Genomic DNA, 21,557 nt, shown 5'->3' on the forward strand with positions numbered 1-21,557 from the left:
GGTCCTTCGACACTGGCTTGATGCGCCACATGCTCAGTAGGACAGACTTTAACAGACTACACTATTTCCACTTTTGGGCGATGCTGATGGCTGTTTCCAGCATGTGGGGCGCCCACTGCTCTAGCTGCCAGTCGGTATGGGCGAGGGAGGAGGCGCGCAGGCGCTGTTGCGCTTCTTCGTAGGAAGTGGCCGTTTCCAGAATCTGCGAGAGTTGGCGCTGCTGTGCGTGGAGGGCTTCGTCGTGGGCGGCCGGGCCGGTGGGTAGGGCTGCTGGCGGCTGGAATGCGTTGGGCTGATGGCTGGGCGCGCGGTGCCGACTGGCCTCTACTATAGCAGCCATCCGTTGGAAATCCTGCCGGAATTGGTGTTGGCTGGCCTCGGTGCGGAGGCCGGTGCCGAGTTGCTCCAGCACTACGTACTTCAGCTGCGGGCACTGGGGGATTATGCGTTCCAGCAGAGCAAATACCTCATCGGGCACGGCCTCGTCGTGGGTGTCGCGCCGGATTTGCCTACCCTGCTCCACCCGCGAATCTTCCCAGCTGCCGCCCGAAATGTGGATTTCCCGCACCCGATGCAGCGGGTAGAGCGCCAGCAGCGAGTCGGTAGACAAATCAAAATTATGCAGCTGACAGTACAGGTTGTGCAGGTCCAGAATCAGGAAGCCGTTGACGGGCGTCAGCAGCTTCTCCAGAAACTCACCGTGGCGTTGCACTTCCTCCAGGGAGTAGGCAAAAGCTAGATTTTCCAGCCCTACTGGGCACTGGCAGGCGTCCGCTATGCGCAGAAGGCGGTCTTGACCCAGACGCAGGATAGCGGCCGTGTAGGGCACGGGCAGAGGCGCGCCGGTATGGAAGTTTTGCCCCGTAAAGGAGCCGAAATGCTCCGTGATATGGTCGAAGTGAAACCGCGTTGCGAGCAGGCGTAGCTGCTCCAGCCACTGCGCCTGCTCGGGTGTCCAGCGGCCCGAAAGCAACGAATAATACACGCCGTGTCCAATCAGCCGGCCCTGCTCGCCGTAGGCAGTCAGCAGCTCGGCAAACCAATTAGGCAGCTGCCGGCCGTCAAACAGGGTATCAAATGACCACTCCACGGCCTCCACCTGACCCGCTTCGAGCAGCGGCAAGGCTGCGGCCAGAATGTGGTCGTCCAGATTGCAGGCAATAGCCGATAAGATGCTCGGCACGGCGGGTACGGCAGCCATAGTTTCTGGCGCGTGGCTTAGCCCAGGCCACACGCGGGGCAGTAGACGGGCGTTTTTTTCTCGCTACCCTTTGCTACTTTTTCACCTTTCGGTGCGGGCTCGTCGCCTTTTGTGCAGGCAGTAGTTTGCGCCGTGATGCCGACCAAAACGGCTCCGAGTAAAGCTTTCGACAATTTCATAATCATCTGTGAATGAATGGAAAGATGGGATACAGTAGCTAGAGCCTCGCCGGTTGGGCAGCGGTTGCATATCGATCATAAAAAATAAAATTTCTCGTACGTCTAAGGCGGCTTACTAGACGCAGCACCCGCGCAACGCAACTTTTCAAGACCTTTGCCCCCATGAAACTTCTGCTGCTTCTCCTACTCCAGACTGCACCCGAGCAAACTACCAACCCTGTACCCCGCCTGATTCAGGAGCGGGAAGCGCTGGTGCGGCAGTATGAAGCCGCCAATGCTCAGCGCAATGCTTTTCTAGCTAACAAACCCAGCAAAAGGGATTTAGAAGAAGTGGTAGCTGCTCTGAAAGGCATCATCCGCAAGGACACCGAGATTGTGCAGGCTGTGAAGGACGATGCCCTGCGCCAGACCGCTGGCCTAGTGGCCGAGCGCCAGCAGGTGCAGCAGCAGGCCAGCGTGGCCCAAAGCGACCAAAGCACCACCCAGGAGCGGTTCTACGACCTGCAACGCCAGATTACGAACTTGGAAGAGCGCGAGCGACAGCACCAGAAGAAACTGGCCGAAGCCCAGGCGCTGGCCAACGAAGCCGACCAAAGCCGCACCACCCGCGACCTGCTCACGGCGGGGCTGGCCGTGCTGAGCGTGGGGTTGCTGGTGTACGTGGGGCGCCTGCGCGGCCAGCGCCGCGCACCGGCTAAGCGCAAGCGGTAGGCTTCCAGGCTATGCTGGTTCCCGCCGCGCGCTACCTCACGTACACGGAAGCCGTTGTGCTCTACAACGAGCTGCTACAGGCCGATATCGTGGCGCTGGTGAAGGCCCACGGTCCGCCTTCCCTACCCTACGGCGAGGGGATGTACTACCAGTTGCTGATTGAGGAAGCGTTGGTGGAAGTAGCCCAGCCCTTGCTCACCGATTTTGAGCAGGAGCGCACCGCACCGAAATTACCGCGTTGTCCACGTTGCGGCAGCCTGGCCGTAGCCCCTGCCGAGCGCGTAGCGTGGTGGCGCCAATTGCTGTATGTGGGCACCACGCCTATGCGGTGCGCCACCTGCCAAAACGTGTTTGCCGGGTAGGGCCAGCTTAGCACAACTAGGACTTCCGCCTGAGTCGAGTGCCGATCGGAAGTTCTGACAGCATAAATCCCTTTTTATCAATCATACCCGCGTTGCATTAATAAAAATATAAGGTAGCAGTGCATTTCACTGAAATAGTTGCGTAATCGGCAATGCTTTTCTAAAATTGACGCAACGGCGTGGGCAGTTATTCGTCCATTCGTCAAGTAGCTTTCTTTCTTGCACGAAGCAATGAGGTTTTTCCATCTGATTCTGTAAGCAGGCAGATTGTGCATCACACTCGCAGCATCAGCCGCTAGGAACCTGCCCAAGAAAGCACCCAAAGCACTATCAGTTCGCACCAAACCACTACTCTATCGAATGAAGCGTACTCCTTTCTTTGTGGCCGCCCTGCTGGCGGCCAGCCATATTGCGCCGGCCCAAAACCAAGGCGGCACCTCCCCTACCCGCGCTGAAGCGAAGCCCGCTGCTACTATTGCTTCTATTACCCAGGGTGCCAAGAAACAAGACGGCTATTTTCCGTTTTACTACGACGAGAAAACCGGAAAAGTCTACCTTGAGCTGGACAAGTTCGACCAGGAGTTTCTCTATTTCAGCTCCCTACCTGACGGCGTAGGCATGGGCGGCCCCGAGCGGGGCGGCGCCTCCTCGGCCATTGCCAAGTTTGTGCGGGTAGGCCCCAAGGTGATGCTGGTGGAGCCCAACTACAACTACCGCGCCTCCCGCGGCGGCGATGAGCAGCGAGCCGTGGAAAGCGCCTTTGCTAAGTCGGTGCTGTGGGGCTTTACGCCGGTGGCTGTGGAGGGCAACAAAGTACTGCTTGACCTGACGCCCTTCCTGGTGCGCGACAGCCAGAAAATAGGCGACCAGCTGGGCCGGCGCAGCTTTGCGGGCCTGCGCGGTGGCAACGCTGGCGGTGGGGCCTCGGCCGGCTATCGGCTGGATGAGTCGCGCTCGGCTGTGAACCCCGAAGCCACCAAGAACTTTCCCAAAAACACCGAGTTCGACGCGCTGATTACCTTCACGGGCGGCCCCAACGGCGGCCAGGGCTACGGCCGCAGCATCGCGCCCGACCCCAATGCCGTGACCGTGCGCATGCACCAGGCCTTCGTGGAGTTGCCCGACGACAAGTACCACCCACGCAAATTCGACCCGCGCTCGGGCTTTTTCCAGTTTTCCTACCTCGACTTTTCGGCGCCCATGACCGAGCCGCTGGAAAAGCGCTTCTCGCGCCGGCACCGCTTAGAGAAGAAGAACCCCGGCGCCAAAGTGAGCGAGCCAGTGGAGCCCATTGTGTACTACGTGGACCGCGGCGCCCCGCCGGACATCAAGAAGGCGCTCATCGAAGGCGGCGCGTGGTGGAACCAGGCCTTTGAAGCGGCTGGCTACAAGAATGCCTTCTTGGTGAAGGAGTTGCCCCAGGACGCCGACCCCATGGACATTCGCTACAACGTGGTGAACTGGGTGGACCGCGCCGGCAACCCGCGGGCTTTCTCCTTCGGCTCGTCCTACATCGACCCGCGCACGGGGGAAATCATCAAGGGTGTGGTCACGCTGGGCTCCGACCGCCACCGCCAGGACTACCTCATTGCCGAGGGCCTGTTGCAGCCTTATAAAAACGGTAAGAAAGTGTCGCCGGAGCTGGAGCAGATGGCGCTGGCCCGCATCCGGCAGCTGTCGGCCCACGAAATCGGCCACACCTTGGGGCTGTACCACAATTTCACCTCCTCGGGTACCCAGGACCGCGGCTCGGTGATGGACTACCCCTTCCCACGCTTCTCGCTGAAATCGGACGGTACGATTGACGTGTCGGATGCCTACGCAAAGGGCATTGGCAGCTGGGACAAGCGCGCTATTTTGTGGGGCTATCAGGACTTCACGAAAGGCACCGACGAGGACAAAGCGCTCGACCAAATTCTGGTGGAAACCTTGAAGCAGGGCCACATTTTCATCCCTGACATCGGCGGGTACGTGCACCCCGAGTCGCACCAGTGGGACGACGGCAGCAACGCCGTAACCCAGCTCGACAAGCTGATGAAGGTGCGCCGCCACGTACTCGACAACTTCTCTACCAACGCCATTCCCGACAACGCCCCCATGGCCACGCTGGAAGAAGTGCTGGTGCCTATGTACTTGCTACACCGCTACCAGGTGGAGGCGGCGGCCAAGTCGCTGGGCGGCCTGTACTTCACCCACGCCGTGAAAAACGACGGCCAGGTGGTGACGCGCATGGTAGAGCCCGCCGAGCAGTGGCGCGCCTTCGATGCCCTGATGGCTACCGTATCGCCGGAGGCGCTGATGCTGCCGGAGAAGCTGCTGCAACAGCTGCCGCCCCGCCCGGCGGGCTACCCCAGCAGCATGGAAACCTTCGCCGGCCACACTGGCCCTACCTTCGACCCCATGGCCGCGGCCGAAGCGGCGGCGGCGCCTACCATCCTGTCGCTGCTGAATCCGGAGCGTGCTACCCGCCTGGTGGAGTACCACGCCCGCGACAGTAAGCAGCCGGGCTTCATGCCAGTGGTCGATAAACTACTGAGTCAGACCTGGAAAGCACCTCTAGCCTCCGGCTACAAAGGTGAGTTACAGGTGCTGGTGAATAACCTCACGCTGAAAAGTCTACTCCAGCTTGCCGCCGACCCGCAGGTAGCCGAAAGCGTGCGCGGCGAAAGCCTAGCCGAAATCGACGGCCTCAAGCAGTGGATGACTGGCAAGCTAGCCAGCGCCGAGCCCCGGCAGAAGGCTAATTTGCTATTCGGCCTCTCCCAGATCAATACCTTCACCACCGACCCCAACAAGTTCACCGTACCCGCCCCCCTGGACATGCCCCCCGGCGCCCCCATCGGCATGCCCGGCCTGGACTTTTTGGGGGATGCTATAGCATATTAATGTCATTCCGAGCGCAGCGAGGAATCTGAGTAAACAGCAGCAGTACCACCCAAACTCCTCGCTGCACTCGGAATAACATGTGTGCACCAGCATCCTTAAACACAGACTAACAACCTTCGTAACAGGCGGGCGTAGAGTTTGAATAACCTTGTTACTCTACTACTTACCCTGTCTGCCATGTTCTCTCGTCAGTCTTTGCTCCTATGGTGGGGCATCACTGTTACCATCGCCTACCTCATCACGCAATACATCGGCAACACGATGGAGCACGGCCACGCGGCCGTACTCTGGACCTGGGGCGTGGCCATGGCCATTCCGACTGTGATGACGCTGCTGCTGGGCAAAGAGGCGAACACGCTTATTTGGGTGTGGGTGCTGATTACGGTGGCCGCTACGCTGGAAAACGTATGGGTGCACGCCACCGAGTCGAAGGGCCTGATGCCGTTTAGCTACCACGCGCTGTGGTTTGTGTTCGGGGCAATAGGCTTTGGCTACACGGCGGCTGTAGTAGATGGTGCCAAGCGCAAACAATTGTACGCTATTGCCGCGGCCCTGCACGTGATAGGGGCGGTTATCGTTTTCATTGACAAGGACTTGATGAAGGGCTACGAGTATATTGTGCTGGCCGTAATTCAGGGCGTACCCATGCTGCTGGACCTACCCCTGCGCAAGCAACACGACCACGCCGCGGCGTAGACTGCTGCACTCCTCCTAGATACCCAAAAGGCCGGACCCTAAACAGGGTTCGGCCTTTCTTATTATGCTATGTCTTTTGCAGCAGCGGTTTTGCCCAGAATTGCTCTAATGCTTCCCCGCATCCGTCGTACCTTGCTTGCTATGAGCGCCACCTACCCTTTCTTGATTACTGATCTGGAAGATCAGGCCACTCCGGGCCGCCAGGAGCGCATTCTGGTGAATCTTTCGGACATGGACGATTACTACAACGTGTTCGAGAAATACGGCTTCAGCGGCAGCGGCGCTAGTTGGGCCGAGCATATCGAAACCATTCTGGAAGAATACGCCCCTGCCCTTCTCGACCACGTGGAGCTGTTGGGCCAGGGCGAAATCTTTGGGGCGTATACTGATGGCCCCGCCGCCACCGAGCAGTTTTTGCAGTTGATTCAGCCCATTTTTGGTGATTTGGGCAGCCTCAGCAAGTACCTCAGCCAAGCTGACCCCGGCGACTTCTTCGAGTAAGAATATTTCCAGCCCGTTTCCTGTATCCGCTAGGCAAGCCATTACGGCGTGTGATTGATCGTTAGGCCGAGCGTGTGGCACAGCGAGTCAGCGTCTGCGCTGCTGCGCTTACACAGCAAGGGCCGCCGGTGGTGCGCGCTACTCTGCTACATCCTACCGACGGCCCTTGCCATATAGCAACCAACGTGTTAGTCTACAAACTGTCGGCGCAGTTTTTCGCTGGCATCGCGCAATCCTGCGCCCCACGAGCCGGCCGTCGCTTCGGCAAACAGATCCTTGCCGGGAATGCCTAGGCGCCAGCGTACCACTTTATTGGTTTCGGGGTTGCTACCGTCTTCGCGCAGGTACACGTCGGCGGCTACGATATCCTGCCGGAAACGCATCACGCGGCGCAGCTCGCTTTCTACTTGGTCTACTATTGCCGAGGTTTCTTGAAAACCAACGGTTTGCAAATCCATTTTTACGTTATCAATATTATACTCCATGGTGGTTGGGTTGGGGTTGAGAATAGGGTAGCACCACGTGCTTACGCACGCTTGGCCCTACTTCTTTCTGTTGCGTACGCTCGTCTGAGAGGCGCAGTAGCGGCGCCCTTACAGACGAGCTCTTACTTGACTTAACGCAGTAGGCGGCTATTGGTTTTCGTTTATTTAGTACCCTACTACGCCTTTATGGTACTACCTATCGTTGCGTAGGCAGTAACTTTACTACCAATGCGGTGCGGTGCTTACCACCACTTTCATCATAGACTATTCGTCTTATCTTCAGACACATACTAATCTTTGACTACTGCTATGGCTTCTTCTATCCCTACCTATTCGCTCCACTATTTTTCCAACCCTGCTGATAAGCCAGCTGAAGTGTTTTTTCTGGATGAGCACACGCATTCGGCTGGTCCGCCGCTGAACGCCCCCTACCGCGGCAACTACTATAAGATTGGCATATGCTTGCGCGGTACGCTGGAGTTGAAGGCAAATCTGGAGACTTACTCCATCGAGCCGAATTGCCTGATGCTCATCACGCCACACGTGATTAAAGAATGGGCGCAGCTATCCGACGACCACGACAGCCTGTCTGTATTCTTCACCAAAGAGTTTATCACCAGCCACAACAGTGTGCAGGCCGACAGTTTCCATTTTCTGGAGAACATTACCCGGCACGTACTACCGCTGTCGGAGGCGGAGGCCACCACCATCACGGCTTCGTTGCGTTTTCTACAGCAGAAATTTCCTACCCCGCACCCGTACCGAGAGCAGGTAATTAAAAACCTGATTAATAGCTTACTATACGAAGTTATTGCCATCTATGACCAGCATCACGCGGTGCTACAATCCACCCAAACGCGTGGTCAGCAGCTGACTTCTGCGTTTAAGAACTTAGTGAATGCCCATAGCGCGGTAGAGCGTAGCGTGAAATTTTATGCCGACCAACTGTGCATCACGCCCAAGCACCTCACCGAAACTGTGCGGGAAATCACCGGCAAAACCGCCAGCGACTGGATAGAACAAGCCGTGCTGCTGGAAGCCAAAGCCTTGTTGCAAAATCAGCAGCTATCGGTGGCGCAGATTTCCGAGTTGCTGCATTTCACGGATCAGTCGGCCTTTAGTCGGTTTTTCCGGAAAAGCCTTGGCTTTTCGCCTACCGCGTACAAACAGGCTGGCTAGCGGTGCTTTCCGACTTTTGGCCCAATACTACCGCCATTTAGCTCTTTTGCCTGCCTACTTTAGGCGGCACCTTTGCAGTACAAACATCACCTAATGTACTGTATATGATTCTCATCACTGGTGCTACCGGCCACATTGGCACGGCCGTTATTCAACAACTCCTGACCAAAATCGACCCCAATCAGGTGGCGGGCCTGGTGCGCGACGCTGCCAAAGCCATCCACCTGCAAGAGCTGGGCATTGACCTTCGCCTGGGCGACTACGACGACCCGGCTGCTCTGGAACGCGCCATGCAAGGCATCGACAAAGTGCTGCTGGTATCGGGTGGAGGCGACGACCACGGCCTGCAACAGCACTACAACGTGGTAGATGCCGCCAAAAAAGCCGGCGTATCGTGCATTGCCTACACCGGCCGCGCCCTACAAGACCGCGACACCCTGGCCAACGACTTGATGGTGCGGCACTTCCAAACGGAAGACTACATCAAGGCCAGCGGGTTGCACTACGTGCTGTTTCGCAACATTCTGTACATGGATACGCTGCCACAGTTTGTGGGGCCTGCCGTGTTTGCGTCGGGCATTCACCTGCCCGCTGGCGAAGGTAGGGTTTCTTTTGCCCTGCGTAGCGACATGGGCGAAGCCATTGCCAACGTATTGGCCGAAGGCGACTGCGAAAATCGCACCTACACGTTTACCAACACCGAAACGTATTCTTTCGCCGATGTGGCCGCCGCGCTCAGTGAGCTATCGGGCAAAGAGGTGCGCTATACGGCCCTCGACGATGAAACTTTTGCGGCGCAGATGAAAGCCCGCAACATACCCGAAACCGTTACTCAATTTGTCCTCGGTTTTATGACCGACATCAAGCATGGTCAGGAATCAGCAGTCAGTAATGAGTTGCAACAGGTACTTGGCCGCAAGCCGACTGCACTGAAAGAAGGACTGAAAACGTTGTTTAGCTTGTAAAACAGAAGGCCCTAGAACCGTACGGTTCTAGGGCCTTCTGTTTTATCAATAAATATATTGACCTACAGCAACTTATCCAGCGTAATGGGTAGCTCGCGCACGCGCTTGCCGGTGGCATGGTATATGGCGTTGCCAATGGCCGCCGCTACCCCCACAATCCCGATTTCGCCCAGGCCTTTGGCGCCCAGCGGGTTCACAATGTCATCGTGCTCTTCTACGAAAATCACGTCGATGTTGTGGATATCGGCGTTGACGGCTACGTGGTATTCGGCCAGGTTATGGTTCATGAAGCGGCCGAAGTGGTGGTCGAGCACGCTTTCTTCTTCCAGCGCCATGCTGATGCCCCACACCACGCCACCCAAGATCTGGCTGCGGGCGGTTTTGGGGCTGATTACGCGGCCACCGGCAATGGCGCTTACCACGCGGCGCACGCAAATCTGGCCGAGGTCCTCATCCACCTCCACCTCCACGAACACCGCCGAGTGCGTGTTGCGGGCGTATTGCATCTGCTTGAGCATGTTGGGCATGGTGGTGGTTTCTTCCTCAATGAAGTTCACCTCGCCAGCGCGCATGGCCTCTACAATGGAAACACCCGAGGAGTAGTCGCCCTTCAGCTGCACCTTGCCGTCCACGAACTCTACCTCATCGAAGCTAGCGCCTGACAGCGGGGAGTCTTTCACGTCTTTGGCCATGCTGAACACCTTCTTCGCCACAGCTTCGCAGGCTTCTTTTACGGCTGATCCCACGGAGGCTACCGTCCAAGAGCCGCCTTCCAGCGGCGCTACGGGCAGGGTCGTATCGCCCAGCTTGAAGGTCACGGCATCGAGGGGCAGGCCCAGGGTTTCGGCGGCAATCATGGTCATGGCCGTGTAGGTGCCCGTGCCAATATCGGAAGTGGAACTACCTACTACTAGCTTGCCGTCTACCGACAGGTTGGCTTTGGCAGCCGATTTCTGCTGCTGCGCGTCCCACATACCGGTAGCCACACCCCAGCCGATGAGCTTGGTACCCTCGCGCATAGAGCGTGGTTGTGCGGGCCGTTTGGCCCAGCCAAACTTAGCGGCACCCTGGGCGTAGCAAGCGCGCAATTCTTTACTAGAGAAGGGCTTTCCTTCGAATTCGTTCTTCTCGGCGTAGTTTTTCAGACGCAGTTCCAGCGGGTCGATGCCTACTTTGTAAGACAGCTCATCAATGGCTGTTTCGAAGGCGGCGATGCCCGTTACGGAACCCGGTGCGCGCATGTCCAGGGGCGTGTAGGTGTCGAGGTTGCGTAGGTAGTAGCCCAGCTCTACGTTGTCGCAGTGGTAGAGCATGCCGGCCCAGTTCACCACTACCTCGGTATATTCCTCAAAACGAGAGGTTTCGCCTAGGGCTTCGTGCTTGATTGCCTGCAGCATGCCGTCCTTGGTAGCGCCCAACGATACGGTTTGCAACGTGGCCGGACGGTGCCCGAACGAGAACATTTGCTGGCGCGTGAGCACTACGCGCACCGAGCGGTTTAGCTCTCGCGCCGCCATCACGGCCAGGTATAGCTGATACTGCGGCCGCAGGCCCGAACCAAAACCACCACCCATGAAAGGGTTAATCACGCGAGCTTCTTCCTTGCTCAGCCCGAAGATCTTGGTGATGTATTTTTGGCTGTTGGCAACACCCTGCGTCTTGTCGTATATTTTCAGCTTGCCGTCTTCCTCCACAATTACCGTAGAGGCAAACATCTCCATTGGATTGTGGTGCTCGGGCATGTGGAAGTATTCGGCCTCAAACTGCACCTCGGCGTTTTTGTAAGCTTTGGCAGCGTTGCCCCGGCTTTTAGGTGGTGTGAAGCCTGTTTTGCCGGTAGGGGCCTTGTGGCCTTTGGGCTTTTGGCGCAGGTTGGTTTCCGGCGTTTCGGCCTTATACTCCACCTTCACCAGCGACGCGGCGTATCGGGCCACCTCAAACGAGTCGGCCACCACCAAGCCAATGGGCTGCATGCTGAACTGAATTTCGGCACTGTACAGCGGCTTAAACTTGTCGCCTACCGGCGAGTCGTCGTCCTTGAACTTGCGGTCAAAGTAGGCCGGGCGGGGGGCGTTTTCGTGGGTGAACACCTGCAACACGCCGGGTAGGCTGAGCGCGTCGGAGGCGTCAATCTTGGTGATTTTCCCTTTTGCGATGTCGCTGGAAATCACGTAGCCGTAGGTCAGGCCGGGGGTGTTGAACTCGGCGGCGTACTTCGCCTCGCCGGTTACTTTGGCGCGACCGTCCACGCGGCTGGTGGAGCGGCCAATATAGGTAGTAGCAGCCATTTAGTGTTGTCCGTTAGCGGCCATGGTCAGCGCGCGCACAATGGCACGCTTAGCCAGTTCAATTTTGAATGTATTGGAGCCGTAGCCCTTCGCGCCTTCCAGCAGCGAGGCGGCCACGCGCTCGAAGTTCACCTTCGTCGCGGCCTGGCCTTTCAGCAGGTCTTCGGCCTCGGCCTTGCGCCAAGGCTTGTGGGCCACGCCACCCAGGGCCACGCGGGCTTCCTTAATGGTGTCGCCGTCCATATCCAGCGCCGCCGCCACCGATACCAGCGCGAAGGCATACGAAGCCCGGTCACGTAGCTTGAGGTAGGTGAAGTTCTTGGCAAACCGCTCTCCATCGGCCGGCAGGTCGATGCTGGTCACGATTTCATCAGGCTTCAGGTTGTTGTCGCGCTCTGGCTCGTTGCCGGGTAGGCGGTGGAAGTCGGCAAACTCCACGGTTCGCTCGCCAGTGGCGCCGGTCACATTCACAGTGGCTTTCAGCGCGGCCAGGGCTACGCACATATCCGAGGGGTGGGTAGCAATGCAGCTTTCGCTGGTGCCCAAGATCCCGCATACGCGGTTGTAGCCGGTAATAGCCGAGCAGCCCGAGCCGGGCTCGCGCTTGTTGCAAGGCGTAGCCAGATCGTAGAAATAGTAGCAACGGGTGCGCTGAAACAGGTTGCCGCCGTCGGTGGCCATGTTGCGCAGTTGGGCTGAAGCACCAGCCAGAATGGCCTTGCTCAGCAGGGGGTAGCGCTCCTCCACTCGCTCGTCGTAGGCGGTGTTGGCGTTGGTGGCGAGGGCACCCAGGCGCAGGCCCTTGTCAGTGTCCTCAATCTGGTTGAGGGGTAGGCGCGTGAGGTCTACCAGGCGGGTAGGACGCTCCACGTTTTCCTTCATCAAGTCCAGCAGGTTGGTGCCGCCGGCGATGAACTTGGCCGTGTGGTTGGTCGAAACTTCGCGTGCAGCCGTCTCAACGGCCTGGGCGCGGGTATATGAAAAGCTGTTCATCGCAGGATTACTGGTTGGGTTGGCACTTGTGCAGAGCTTCTTCTACGGCGGCTACAATGCCCACATAGGCGCCGCAACGGCAGATATTACCGCTCATCAGCTCCCGGATGTCATCGGCCGTTTTGGCTTTGCCTTCGTTGATAAGCCCCACTGCCGAGCAGATTTGCCCCGGTGTGCAATAGCCGCACTGGAAAGCATCGTGCTCAATAAAGGCTTCCTGCACGGGGTGCAGCTCGTCGCCCTTGGACAGACCCTCTACCGTCGTGATTTCGGAGCCGTCTTTCATCACGGCCAGGGTAAGGCAGGAGTTGATGCGGGTGCCATCTACGAGCACCGTGCAGGCGCCGCACTGTCCATGGTCGCAGCCTTTTTTGGTGCCGGTCAGGTCCAGGTATTCGCGCAGCAAATCGAGCAGCGAGGTCCAGGGCGCAACTTGCAGGCGCTTGGTCACGCCGTTGATGGTCAGGGTGATTTGCTCGAGTGGCGGTAGGGCCACCGCCACATCCCCGACGGGTTCTTGAGTTACTTTCGTGCTCATAGAGCAATAGGTTTTAGGTGAGTGAATAGGAGTGCACGTCTACGCCGAGGCCGGAAAGAGGAAGTATTCTATACGTTTTCCTACCTCCTTGCATACTTTGAAGAGCATGGCAAAAGCTACCATGTCTACCAGGTTCCAGGCATGCGCGTGGTTTTGGATTCTCTGCCTACGCCAATTATTTTAGCTTTGTTAACTAGACTGATTCTATAAAGAGCTGCGTATCATCTTGATACACCGTTATATACAACCGCACACAACCTTGTTCCAACCTCAACAGCTGATTTAATAAGGTAGTAGTTAGCGTCTTAAGGTTATTACTTGCTATGCCATCTATAAGCTTCCCCACATCCTTGCCGCAGACAACGCCAGCCAAAATTTTACAGCACTATTTCGTTTATACTCTGCCGAGTATTTATCGCCGTTGTGCTACGTTGAAAAAACAGCGTATCAGCCGGCTGCGTATGATGCAGAAACACAACGCTTTCAGTACTGAACTCCAATTAGGCGCGTAGTCCCACGCGGGTTCCCTTTTCTGAACATTGCCTACAACGCAACGTCAGCACCACCAACACGCCCATGAACTTATCTGCATCCATACTATTGAAAATCAGCTTAGCAACGGGCCTGCTTTTTCCCGCGCACGCCCCCATCCAGCAGGATACAGTGCCGGTGACGGTAGTCATTACCAACTTGGTCTCACCTACCTCCACTATCACGCTCAACTTTTACAATTCCTCTGAGTCGTTCCTGAAATCGGGTAAGGCTGCTTTGCATAAGAAAATAGTGCCCCAGCAGCAAAACACCGTGCAGTTTCAGGTAGAGCTAGAACCGGGCGAATGGGCCATTGCCTTGTCGCAGGACGTGAACGACAACGGCAAAATGGACCGCAACTTTTTGGGTATTCCCACCGAGCCGTACGCGTTTTCCAACAACGTGCGCCCCCGCTTCAAAGCTCCCGATTTTGAGGAATGCATGTTTGTAGCTGAGGGTGAAAGCCAGACCGTAGCCATTCGGTTGGAGAAGTAGTGTGCCCTACCCTTCTGGTAAGGCTACGTACGGTTGGCTGCAACTACAGCGCATAATTCCGACCTTCGGCCACCAATTTTCCGTTTTCGTTGTTAGCAACGGAATACTTAATCTCCTACCCTGTTGGCTGAACAACCTATTTATACAGACCCTTACGCCCTCGAGAAAGAATTGCGCCACACCCAGGCTTTGCTGAAGCTAGAGCAGCAGGAAGACCTGGAGCAGTTCAAGATCAAAAGCGCCAAAACCACCATTGCCGAGCGCCAGCAGCGTGGCCTGACGTGGTACCCCGTGAAGATTACCCAGGAAGATATTGGCTTCGGCGGCAAGCTGGTGCTGGAGCTGGAGCGCCCGGCAGGCCAAAACGGCCTGCACCTGTTTCAGGTAGGGAAGAATGCTGCGCTGTTTGGCAACATTCCCAACCGCGCCGGCTCTGACCGCCCTACCCTCAACGGAGTCATTACCAGCGTAAAGCGCAATAAAATCCTTCTCGCCACCAATAAGGAAGACCTACCCGACTGGGTGGACGATGGCAAATTGGGCGTAGACCTCACCTTTGACGAGGTGAGCTACCGCGAGATGGAGTACGCGCTGGGCAAGGTGATGGGCGCTTACGAATCGCGCCTAGCTGAGCTACGCGACGTACTGTTGGGCGCCCGCCCCGCCCGCTTCCGCCCCGATAGCGAGGTGCAGCCCTACTACCCTTCGCCCCTGAATGACTCCCAGCTCGCGGCCGTGCGCCACGTGCTGGCGGCCCAGGATGTAGCCATCATTCACGGACCGCCCGGCACCGGTAAAACTACCACGCTAGTACAAGCCATTCTGGAAACCATCCGGCGCGAGCGGCGGGTGCTGGTGTGCGCGCCCAGCAACACAGCCGTAGACTTGCTGACCGAAAAGCTGGCTGAGCGCGGCGTGAACGTGATTCGGATGGGCAACCCTTCGCGGGTGTCGGATTTGCTGTTGCAGCACACGCTGGATGCGCAGATTATGGCGCATAAGAGCTATCCGGAGCTGAAATCGATGCGGCAGACGGCGGAGCAGTACCGCGAAATGGCCGGCAAGTTTAAGCGCCATTTTGGCTGGGAGGAGCGCGAGCAGCGCCGCGTGCTCAAGCAGCAAGCCCACGATTTGTTGCAGGAGTCGGACCAGTTGGAGCGCTACATCACGGAGGATTTGCTGGAGCAGGTGCAGGTGATTACCTGCACGCTGGTGGGCGCCAGCAACCGCGCCATTCGCCACCTCACCTACGAAACGGTATTTATTGACGAAGCCGCGCAGGCGTTAGAGCCGGGCTGCTGGATTCCCATCGGCAAAGCCAACCGCGTGGTGCTGGCCGGCGACCATCAGCAACTGCCGCCTACCGTAAAAAGCGAAAAGGCCGGCGCCCTGCGCGAAACGCTGTTCGAAAAGTGCATCAAGCGCCAGCCCGACACGGCCCGCATGCTGACGGTACAGTACCGCATGCACGAGCTGATTATGGAGTTCAGCTCGGAGCAATTCTACGACGGCAAGCTGATTGCCCACGACACCGTAGCCCACGCCGACCTCTCGGCCTACGACCTGCGCTTTGCGCCCGACGTGGCCGTGGAGTTTCTGGATACGGCCGGCTTCGGCTTCCTGGAGCTGGGCATTGCTGAAAGTCGCTCGGTGGCGAATCCAGAAGAAGCTGACTTGTTGCTCAAGCGCTTATCGGAACTGCTAGCCGTGTACGCACCCGAAGAACACCAGGAGGACTTGCTAACGGTAGGCGTGATTGCCCCCTACCGCGCCCAGATCAACTACCTGAAAGACGCGGTGGAAGACCTGCCCGAGCTAGCCGAGATGCTCACGCACCGCCTGCTCAGCATCGGCACCGTAGATTCCTTCCAAGGCCAGGAGCGCGACATCATCTGCATCACCATGACGCGCAGCAACAGCCAGGGCGACATCGGTTTCCTCTCCGATATCCGCCGCATGAACGTGGGTATGACCCGCGCCCGCAAGAAGCTGCTGATTGTGGGCGATTCCAGTACGCTTGGGTCGCATCCGTTCTACAAGGCCTTTCTGGACTACACGGAGCTGATTGGGGCGTACCGTACGGCGTGGGAAATGCAGTAGGCACCCCACCCCCTAGCCCCCTCCCCTCCGGGAGAGGGGGAACTAACTTTTAGCTTTAGCTCTAAAAAAAACTAGCCCCTACTTCATTATTGAGGTAGGGGCTAGTTTTTTTAGAGCTAGTTCCCCCTCTCCCGGAGGGGAGGGGGCTAGGGGGTGGGGTACTTACGCCGCTCCGTGGGGCATTTTATCCACCGGCTTCGGCGGAGCATACTTAGCGTGGAGTGGCTTCATTTGGCCGTTCAGCTCGTGGCCTTCCACTTGCACGCCCAAGCCGGCCGATACGCCTTTGCCCAGCTTCTCGTCTACCTTGAACCACAGTTTCAGCTGGCGCTCGATGATTTCTTTACGTTTGGGTCCTTCGATGCCGTCCATGTGGGCCACGATGTTCTTGATGGTGTCGTCCTGCGCCTTTTCCGTCATCAGGCGGAACAGGTCGCCGGGCTGGGTGTAGTGGTCATCGTCGCCAGGGGCGTTGCGGTCGTAGCGACGCACTTCGGTGGCCTCTACCGGGTAGGCAAACTCCTGCACGCTCTTGTCCTCAGTAGGGCCGTTGAAGGAGTTGGGGAAGTAGTTGGGGCCGGAGCCGCCGTTATTACCCAGTGCCATGGCCCCGTCGCGGTGGTAGTTGTTGTGGCTGGCTACCTTGGGCGCGTTGGCGGGTAGGAACTCGTAGTTCACGCCCACGCGGTAACGATGCGCGTCGGCGTAGCTCAACAGGCGGGTTTGCAGCATCTTATCCGGCGAGAAGCTGATACCGTCCACCACGTTGGAGGGTGAGTAAGCGGCCTGCTCCACAAAGGCGTGGTAGTTCTCGGGGATGCGGTTCAGCTCCATCACCCCTACCTCCTGCAACGGAAAATCGGCGTGGGGCCACACCTTGGTCACGTCAAACGAGTTCCACTTGTAGGTAGCGGCCTGCTCGTCGGGCATGGTTTGGATGAACATCTTCCACTTCGGGAAATTACCCTGCGTGATGGCGTCGGAGAGGTCGTTGGCCGAGAAATCGGGGTCGAGGCCGGCCATTTCGATGGCTTCGGCGTCGGTGAAGTTCTTGATGCCCTGCTGGGTCAGGAAGTGAAATTTCACCCACGTACGCACGTTATCAGCATTGAACATCGAGAACGTGTGCGAGGAGTAGCCGTGCATGTGGCGGATGCCGTAGGGCGTGCCCCGGTCACTCATCAGAATCAGCACTTGATGCAGGCTTTCGGGCATCAGGCTCCAAAAGTCCCACATCATGGTTTTGCTGCGCATGTTGGTGCGTGGGTCGCGCTTCTGCGAGTGGATAAAGTCGGGAAACTTCAGGCCATCCTTCACAAAAAACACCGGCGTGTTGTTGCCTACCAAGTCCCAGTTGCCGCCCTCCGTGTAGAACTTCAGCGCAAAGCCGCGCGGGTCGCGGTTGGTATCGGCCGAGCCCCGTTCGCCGGCTACCGTGCTAAAGCGCGTCAGCATCTCGCAGGTATTGCCCACTTTGCTGAACAGCTTGGCGCGGGTGTACTTCGTGATGTCATGCGTCACGGTGAAGGTACCGAAAGCCCCTACCCCCTTGGCGTGCACCACGCGCTCGGGAATCCGCTCGCGGTTGAAGTGCGCCAGGCGCTCGAAGGCAATGTAATCTTCCTGCAACACCGGCCCGCGCCGGCCCGCCGTGATGGAGTTCTGAATGTCGCTGACCGGGCGGCCGGCGTCGGTGGTGATGTGCTGACCGTTGCTCAGGTCAGCGGGTTGGGGCGTATTGGGGGTGTCGAACTTCGGTGGGCTTTTGGCCATGGTATTGAAAAGGTTAAGTAGGCAATGCGTGCGTTAGCAGCCGCTTAGTGGGTAGGCAGCAGACGCGACTTGCTTCCGGTTGAGCTTGTCTACGCAGAAACGGCGTTGCGCAACGTTGATTTCCTAATTTCTTTTCTTAAAAAAAACGTCCCCCACCCTAACGGGCAGAGGACGCAAGCAATATCGACTCCTACTAGGCTACGGCAGATCGATATACGATTCCGTATGCGGGGCGTCGGATTTGGTGTTTACGAAGTGCTTCACAGGGTTGTCGTAGTTGGAGATGTACAGGCGGTTGCCTTTCAGCAGCACCTCCGCCGGCTGGTCAATTTTGCCGCCGGCGCCGTCGGTGTCGGGGTTTTGGGCCAGCGTGGTTACGTTGTTAGTTTTCAGGTCGATGACAAAAATAGCGTTCTGCCGGGCACCCGTGATGTAGGCTTTATCCGTCTTGCGGTCAATAATGAAACCGTCGATGCAGGTGATTTTGTCACCCTTCAGGGGTAGGGCTTCCTGCTGGGCTAGCGTGCCGTCGGGCTTGAGCGTCATCTTGTAGAACGTGCCGTCGCCAAACGAGCCAGTGTACAGGTTACCCTGGCTATCGTAATCGATACCGTCGGCACCGTTGTCGACGCCGGTTTCGTTCACGGTGGTCGTGAACATAGCCAGCACGTGCGGGTCCTTGGTTTTGGGTTTGAGGTGAATCAGCCCTCTTTTCAACTCATTGAGGGTGAACACCATCACGGCACTACCCTTGTCGTTGTCGGGCATGTCCCACTGGCTGTCGGTTACATAGAGCGTGTTGCCTTTCCAGACTATCCCGTTCGCCAGCCGGAAGCTGTCGACGGCGGTTTCAATCGTGCCGGGCCGCCCGTTTTTCATGTTGATACGCATCAGCCGCGACACGTACTTTTTGCTGTTTTCGTACTGATTCTCTGCGTAGTACACGTTGCCATCGGGTCCGTACGCCAGGTCCATTGGCGCGGCTTTTTTAGTGGTCGGCTCCACGGGCAGGTTGGTGGCGAAGGGCTTATAGGAATTGCCGGTGATTTCCAGAATAGTGGCCGGGTAGCTATTGTTGGCCAGGTTAGGCACCGACAGCAGCAGCGTACGCCCATCGGGACTTAGGGCTAGGCCATCGGGCGTGTTGTGCTCGTTGGGCAGCGTAAACAGCAACTGGGGGTTGCCCACCGTGGAGATGGTACCCGCGGGCACACCCATTGTGTCGGCGGCGGGGGTAGCGGCAGTGGCCGTAGAGTCGGCGGCCGTGGTAGCGGTGGTTTCGTTGGTGGTAGTGCCGGACTGACATGCCGCCAACCAAGCGCCGCTTAGTAGCAGCACCGATAGTGTGGTAGGTTTCATCGTGAGGAGGGGAAAAGCGAAAGAAATAGCGGTGTGGCCGTGCAAAAAGTCAGGACCATATCCGTTGCGAAATGTGTTTCTTAACGCAGGGCATGTAAGGCCGTTAGCCCAATGCCAAAATCTTACTCCCGGCTTATACCACGCCTATTTGCTGCTAATCACCGACGTTTTCGGGTCATTTCCGTAACTAGCAGGAGTAACCCTTCTCTCCCAACCCCACTTGCTATGACCCAGATCAGCCCCCAGAAAGTCGTTTCTATCACCTATAACCTGAGCGTAACCGACGAAAACGGCGAAAAGCGCCTAGTAGAATCGGCCGAGGCGGATGCGCCGATGGTGTTCCTGTTCGGTATGAGCGGCCTACCCGAAGAATTCGAAAACCAGCTCAGCGGCAAGCAGTCCGGCGACTCGTTCAGCTTCTCGCTCACCCCTGAGCAAGCCTACGGCGACTACGACCAGCAGGCCGTGGTGGAGATTCCGAAACAGGTATTCGAAATCGACGGCCAGGTGGACGCCGATATGCTGCAAGAAGGTAACTACCTCCCCATGGCCGACAACGAAGGCAACCACATGCAAGGCAAAGTGGTAAGCATCGGCGACGAGGTAGTACAAATGGACTTCAACCACCCCCTCGCCGGTATGGTGATGCACTTCGACGGCAACGTAGCCGACGTGCGCGACGCTACCCCCGAGGAAATGGACCACGGCCACGTACACGGCGACGGTGGACACGACCACTAGTCTTTTGCTATTGATTAAGAATGAGAACGGGGCCATATGGCCCCGTTTTTTTTGTGTGTCATCCTGAGCTTGCGAAGGACTTTCTGGCAGTTGAACGAGTCGTTAGTACACTTGTCGTTCTGCCATGAGAAAGTCCTTCGCAAGCGCAGGATGACATCTATTTCGCTTATCAATTCAACTTCTAACAGTTCCCACATACGCGCGCACCTGCGGCCAGAACTCCCGAAAATCCGCTTCGTATGCTGCATAGTTGCGCTGCAACTCCGCCACGGCGGTTTCCATACCAGAGCCGGGGGAAGCGCGGCGACTGAGGCCCCGGAGCGACTGCCCTACCCCTTCGAAATCGGCGTAGCGTAGGAGCCAGTTGTCGCGCACCAGGTAGGGTAGGAATTGCTGCACGCGGGCAGGCATTTCGGCCTGGCGGGATAGGAGCAGGGCAAACACGCGCTGGGTAAAGTCCAGCAGCGGTTCGGCGGAAAACTCTGGGAAGTTTCGGGCCAGGAAATGGTCGAAAAACACGTCGGAGACCACGCCGGCGTACTTGCCGTAGCCGGCCTCGCGCAAGCGGGCGGTGGTGCGGCGCACCACGGGGTGCTGATCGGTGTAGGTGTCGATGAGGCGGTGGAGGCGGATGCCGCACTGCACGCCGGGTAGGTAGGCTTCGAGTTGGCGGCCGGGCACCGAGTCGGCAATGAAGTTGCCGAGAAGCAGGTCGGGGTCGGCGGGGTCGGAGAGGTAGAGGTGAGCCAGGAAGTTCATAGGGGTAGGGCAAGGTACAGCAAAAGCGGCAGCAGTGGCGCCGGGCACAACCCGCACCGAAGCCGGGCCGTATCTGAAGGGGCGCCCCGGCCAACTGGCTACGGTGCCGCACCATTCTTTCAAGACACCTAAACTCCCCTACCATGTCGCACGAAACGCACGTTCTGCACGACGTTCAGAAGCTATTCGATAAAATCAAAGACGTAAAAATTGCCATGCTCACAACGACTGCCGAAGACGACCAGTCGTTGCGTAGCCGCCCCATGGGCACCCTCAAGCCTGGGGACGACGGCTCCTTGTATTTCTTCACCGATAAAGACGACGCCAAGGTATACGAGGTAAAAAAAGACAGCCACGTAAACCTGAGCTACGCCGACCCAAGCAGCGACGTATACGTATCCGTCTCGGGCCGTGCCAACGCCTACCGCGACCAAGCCAAAATCGACGAGCTATGGTCGGAAGATCTGAAGGCTTGGTTCCCAGAAGGTAAGAACGATCCCAACATCATGATTCTGAAAGTAGACGTGGACAAAGGCGAGTACTGGGATACGCCTAGCGGCCTGCTTTCCCGCGCCTACGCCTACGCACGAGCCGTAGTAGCCGGCAAGAAAAACGATTCCGACGACGTGAACGAGCACGCCAAGGTAGATGTGAAATAGTCTAGCGTTGCTGAATTTTGCTGAAAGGCCGGAAGCAATTCCGGCCTTTTTTTGTTGGTTTACTTATCATTCTGAGACAGTCTGAACCACGGATTCGCTCGGATTAAACGAATGACGCGGATTTTGTGAATGAGTGAGCTACGCGATGAATCTAGT

General features: G+C 57.6%; 20 protein-coding genes. 11 read left to right on the plus strand and 9 right to left on the minus strand.

What is annotated here, in order from left to right; all coding sequences use genetic code 11:
• Nucleotides 1–61: 61 nt before the first annotated feature.
• Both KYK14_RS16505 and KYK14_RS22660 read right to left on the minus strand, forming a co-directional pair.
• Nucleotides 62–1,201, minus strand: a complete 1,140-nt coding sequence (locus KYK14_RS16505) for a multinuclear nonheme iron-dependent oxidase (protein WP_246601894.1) — start codon at nt 1,199–1,201, stop codon at nt 62–64.
• 17 nt (nt 1,202–1,218) lie between these two features.
• Nucleotides 1,219–1,386: a chryseobasin-related MNIO class RiPP peptide gene (locus KYK14_RS22660; RefSeq protein WP_484825753.1), complete on the minus strand. Its 168-nt coding sequence runs from the start codon at nt 1,384–1,386 to the stop codon at nt 1,219–1,221.
• Between the two features lie 156 nt (nt 1,387–1,542).
• On the opposite strand from KYK14_RS22660, the gene KYK14_RS16510 reads away from it, so the two are divergent.
• The 5 genes from KYK14_RS16510 to KYK14_RS16530 all read left to right on the plus strand — a co-directional run bounded on the left by KYK14_RS16510 (nt 1,543) and on the right by KYK14_RS16530 (nt 6,536).
• Nucleotides 1,543–2,091: a hypothetical protein gene (locus KYK14_RS16510; RefSeq protein WP_219160377.1), complete on the plus strand. Its 549-nt coding sequence runs from the start codon at nt 1,543–1,545 to the stop codon at nt 2,089–2,091.
• A gap of 11 nt (nt 2,092–2,102) precedes the next feature.
• Complete coding sequence (locus KYK14_RS16515; RefSeq protein WP_208306440.1) at nt 2,103–2,453, plus strand: hypothetical protein; 351 nt, start codon at nt 2,103–2,105, stop codon at nt 2,451–2,453.
• Nucleotides 2,454–2,813: 360 nt separating this feature from the next.
• Nucleotides 2,814–5,339 carry a zinc-dependent metalloprotease gene (locus KYK14_RS16520; protein WP_219160379.1) on the plus strand — a complete coding sequence of 842 codons (2,526 nt, stop codon included), beginning with the start codon at nt 2,814–2,816 and terminating at the stop codon, nt 5,337–5,339.
• A gap of 177 nt (nt 5,340–5,516) precedes the next feature.
• The gene (locus tag KYK14_RS16525) at nt 5,517–6,035 is read left to right on the plus strand and encodes a hypothetical protein (RefSeq protein ID WP_219160381.1); all 519 of its coding nucleotides are present in this window, start codon (nt 5,517–5,519) and stop codon (nt 6,033–6,035) included.
• Between the two features lie 141 nt (nt 6,036–6,176).
• On the plus strand, nt 6,177–6,536 hold the full coding sequence (locus KYK14_RS16530) for an Imm51 family immunity protein (protein WP_219160383.1): 360 nt from the start codon (nt 6,177–6,179) through the stop codon (nt 6,534–6,536).
• Nucleotides 6,537–6,724: 188 nt separating this feature from the next.
• Here the strand turns inward: KYK14_RS16530 and KYK14_RS16535 are convergent, their stop codons facing one another.
• Nucleotides 6,725–7,021, minus strand: a complete 297-nt coding sequence (locus KYK14_RS16535; RefSeq protein ID WP_185283749.1) for an HPF/RaiA family ribosome-associated protein — start codon at nt 7,019–7,021, stop codon at nt 6,725–6,727.
• A 309-nt stretch (nt 7,022–7,330) separates the two neighbouring features.
• Between KYK14_RS16535 and KYK14_RS16540 the strand changes: the two genes are divergently transcribed.
• Nucleotides 7,331–8,200, plus strand: coding sequence for a helix-turn-helix domain-containing protein (locus KYK14_RS16540; protein WP_185283750.1), 870 nt, complete (start codon nt 7,331–7,333; stop codon nt 8,198–8,200).
• A 104-nt stretch (nt 8,201–8,304) separates the two neighbouring features.
• Nucleotides 8,305–9,165, plus strand: coding sequence for an SDR family oxidoreductase (locus tag KYK14_RS16545; protein ID WP_219160384.1), 861 nt, complete (start codon nt 8,305–8,307; stop codon nt 9,163–9,165).
• Nucleotides 9,166–9,227: 62 nt separating this feature from the next.
• Here KYK14_RS16545 and KYK14_RS16550 read toward each other — a convergent pair whose 3' ends face one another.
• The 3 genes from KYK14_RS16550 to KYK14_RS16560 are packed head-to-tail and all read right to left on the minus strand — an operon-like array spanning nt 9,228 to nt 12,984.
• Nucleotides 9,228–11,453: a xanthine dehydrogenase family protein molybdopterin-binding subunit gene (locus tag KYK14_RS16550; protein ID WP_185283752.1), complete on the minus strand. Its 2,226-nt coding sequence runs from the start codon at nt 11,451–11,453 to the stop codon at nt 9,228–9,230.
• The gene (locus tag KYK14_RS16555; protein WP_219160386.1) at nt 11,454–12,446 is read right to left on the minus strand and encodes an FAD binding domain-containing protein; all 993 of its coding nucleotides are present in this window, start codon (nt 12,444–12,446) and stop codon (nt 11,454–11,456) included.
• A 7-nt stretch (nt 12,447–12,453) separates the two neighbouring features.
• The gene (locus tag KYK14_RS16560) at nt 12,454–12,984 is read right to left on the minus strand and encodes a (2Fe-2S)-binding protein (protein WP_208306447.1); all 531 of its coding nucleotides are present in this window, start codon (nt 12,982–12,984) and stop codon (nt 12,454–12,456) included.
• 576 nt (nt 12,985–13,560) lie between these two features.
• On the opposite strand from KYK14_RS16560, the gene KYK14_RS16565 reads away from it, so the two are divergent.
• Both KYK14_RS16565 and KYK14_RS16570 read left to right on the plus strand, forming a co-directional pair.
• On the plus strand, nt 13,561–14,010 hold the full coding sequence (locus tag KYK14_RS16565) for a DUF2141 domain-containing protein (protein WP_219160388.1): 450 nt from the start codon (nt 13,561–13,563) through the stop codon (nt 14,008–14,010).
• A 123-nt stretch (nt 14,011–14,133) separates the two neighbouring features.
• Nucleotides 14,134–16,110: an AAA domain-containing protein gene (locus KYK14_RS16570; protein WP_208306449.1), complete on the plus strand. Its 1,977-nt coding sequence runs from the start codon at nt 14,134–14,136 to the stop codon at nt 16,108–16,110.
• Nucleotides 16,111–16,272: 162 nt separating this feature from the next.
• On the opposite strand, the gene KYK14_RS16575 is transcribed toward KYK14_RS16570, so the two are convergent.
• Nucleotides 16,273–17,883 carry a catalase gene (locus KYK14_RS16575; RefSeq protein ID WP_185283757.1) on the minus strand — a complete coding sequence of 537 codons (1,611 nt, stop codon included), beginning with the start codon at nt 17,881–17,883 and terminating at the stop codon, nt 16,273–16,275.
• A 198-nt stretch (nt 17,884–18,081) separates the two neighbouring features.
• Nucleotides 18,082–19,242 (minus strand): SMP-30/gluconolactonase/LRE family protein, encoded by a 1,161-nt coding sequence (locus tag KYK14_RS16580; RefSeq protein ID WP_219160389.1) that lies wholly within the window; start codon nt 19,240–19,242, stop codon nt 18,082–18,084.
• Nucleotides 19,243–19,467: 225 nt separating this feature from the next.
• Here KYK14_RS16580 and KYK14_RS16585 point away from each other — a divergent pair, with 225 nt between their 5' ends.
• Nucleotides 19,468–19,983: an FKBP-type peptidyl-prolyl cis-trans isomerase gene (locus KYK14_RS16585; RefSeq protein WP_185283759.1), complete on the plus strand. Its 516-nt coding sequence runs from the start codon at nt 19,468–19,470 to the stop codon at nt 19,981–19,983.
• Nucleotides 19,984–20,157: 174 nt separating this feature from the next.
• Here KYK14_RS16585 and KYK14_RS16590 read toward each other — a convergent pair whose 3' ends face one another.
• Complete coding sequence (locus KYK14_RS16590; protein ID WP_219160391.1) at nt 20,158–20,742, minus strand: acyl carrier protein phosphodiesterase; 585 nt, start codon at nt 20,740–20,742, stop codon at nt 20,158–20,160.
• 143 nt (nt 20,743–20,885) lie between these two features.
• On the opposite strand from KYK14_RS16590, the gene KYK14_RS16595 reads away from it, so the two are divergent.
• Nucleotides 20,886–21,401 carry a pyridoxamine 5'-phosphate oxidase family protein gene (locus tag KYK14_RS16595; protein ID WP_185283761.1) on the plus strand — a complete coding sequence of 172 codons (516 nt, stop codon included), beginning with the start codon at nt 20,886–20,888 and terminating at the stop codon, nt 21,399–21,401.
• Nucleotides 21,402–21,557: the final 156 nt, after the last annotated feature.

The sequence above is a fragment of the Hymenobacter profundi genome (assembly GCF_019334315.1).
Taxonomy (GTDB): Bacteria; Bacteroidota; Bacteroidia; order Cytophagales; family Hymenobacteraceae; genus Hymenobacter; species Hymenobacter profundi.